This is a genomic window from Streptomyces sp. NPDC047000, from assembly GCF_040644295.1.
In the GTDB taxonomy this organism is placed as follows: domain Bacteria; phylum Actinomycetota; class Actinomycetes; order Streptomycetales; family Streptomycetaceae; genus Streptomyces.
Genome location: NZ_JBEYWE010000080.1, coordinates 1 through 1,523 on the forward strand (window position 1 = coordinate 1; position 1,523 = coordinate 1,523).

General features: G+C 68.5%; 2 protein-coding genes. Both read left to right on the top strand.

The window, feature by feature from the left end; translation table 11 throughout:
* The first annotated feature begins 79 nt into the window (after positions 1 to 79).
* Complete coding sequence (locus tag ABZ862_RS38450) at positions 80 to 463, top strand: hypothetical protein (protein WP_360969270.1); 384 nt, start codon at positions 80 to 82, stop codon at positions 461 to 463.
* A gap of 17 nt (positions 464 to 480) precedes the next feature.
* Positions 481 to 1,488 (top strand): IS3 family transposase, encoded by a 1,008-nt coding sequence (locus tag ABZ862_RS38455; RefSeq protein ID WP_360969273.1) that lies wholly within the window; start codon positions 481 to 483, stop codon positions 1,486 to 1,488.
* Positions 1,489 to 1,523: the final 35 nt, after the last annotated feature.

A 1,523-nucleotide genomic window follows, 5' to 3' on the forward strand; every position in this document is an offset into this window, starting at 1 on the left:
CCCTCTCTGTCAGCCTTGGGTGAGACATCCCGCTTCGTCGGGTTAGCCTGAGAGGGCACGACAGGAGAACCACCCCCTCATGACCAGCACCAAGCCCGCCGGGTCCGATCCGGCTCCCCGGCCGAAGCGCCGCACTTTCAGTCCCGAGTACAAGCTGCGGATCGTGGCCGAGTACGACGCCGCGCCCAAGAACGAGAAAGGCGCGGTCCTGCGCCGCGAGCGGCTGTACCACTCGCACGTCAAGGAATGGCGGGCCGCGCGGGATGCCGGGGCCCTGGAGAAACTGGTCGACCAGCGGACCAGCCCGGCGAGGCCGAAGAAGCCGGCTGCCGAGGCGGAGAACGAGAAACTGCGCCGCCAGGTGGAACGGCTGGAGAAGGAACTGGCCCGGAACAAGGCCGCGTTGGAGGTCATGGGAAAAGCTTCCGCGCTCTTGGAAATGATCTCCGAGGGCGCGGACTGAACGCTGCCGCCGACCCGGTGGTCGACGACGCGTTCACCGGCGTCGAGGGCGAGCTCGGTATCACGACCGCCTGCCGGCTGACCGGCCGCTCCCGGGCCACCCACTACCGCCGGCTGCATCCGGCGCCGCCGCACAGGCCCCGCCGGCGGCAGGTCCAGCCCTCGGCCCTGACGGCACAGGAGCGGGCTGCGGTCCTGGAACTGATGAACTCGGGCGAGTACGCCGAGCTGCCGCCCGCGCAGATCTGGGCCCGTGAGCTGGATGCCGGGCGCTACCACTGCTCCGTCTCCACGATGTACCGGATCCTGCGGGAGAAGGGGCAGTCCGGCGAGCGCCGCCGCCAGGCCACCCACCCGGCGAAGACGGTGCCCGAGCTGGTCGCCACCGCACCCTCGCAGGTGTTCACCTGGGACATCACCAAGGCGGCCGGACCGGTCAAGGGCGTCTGGTACCACGCCTACGTCATCATCGACATCTTCAGCCGCTACATCGTCGGCCATACCGTCGAGCGGGCCGAATCAGCGGTGCGGGCCGAGGAGTTGATCCGCGAGGCCATCGCCCGCAACGGCATCGTGCCCGAGACCGTGCACGCGGACCGTGGCACGTCGATGACCTCGAAGAAGGTCTCCCAGCTGCTGATCGACCTCGGCGTCACCCGGTCACACTCACGGCCGAAGACCTCCAACGACAACCCCTACAGCGAGGCCCAGTTCAAGACCACGAAGTACATGTCCGACTATCCCCAGCGGTTCGACTCGCTGGCCCACGCCCGCGAGTGGTTCGACGCGTTCATCGCGTACTACAACCACGAGCACCGGCATTCGGGCATCGGCTGGCACACACCGGCCAGCGTGCACTTCGGCACCGCCGAGGAGGTCCGCGACCAGCGCGCCGTCACCCTCGCCGAGGCATACGCCCGCCACCCCGAACGCTTCGGCCGCCGCCCCCGGCCACCCCGGATACCCCAGCAGGCATGGATCAACGACCCGGCCAAGCGCAGGGAACCCGCACCACAAACCTCATAGCGTCACGACCGTCTCACTGGACTTGAAATCTTCCG

Coding starts and splice junctions, on each gene's coding strand:
- ABZ862_RS38450 (WP_360969270.1), top strand. CDS start 80: ATGACCAGCACCAAGCCCGCCGGGTCCGATCCGGCTCCCCGGCCGAAG.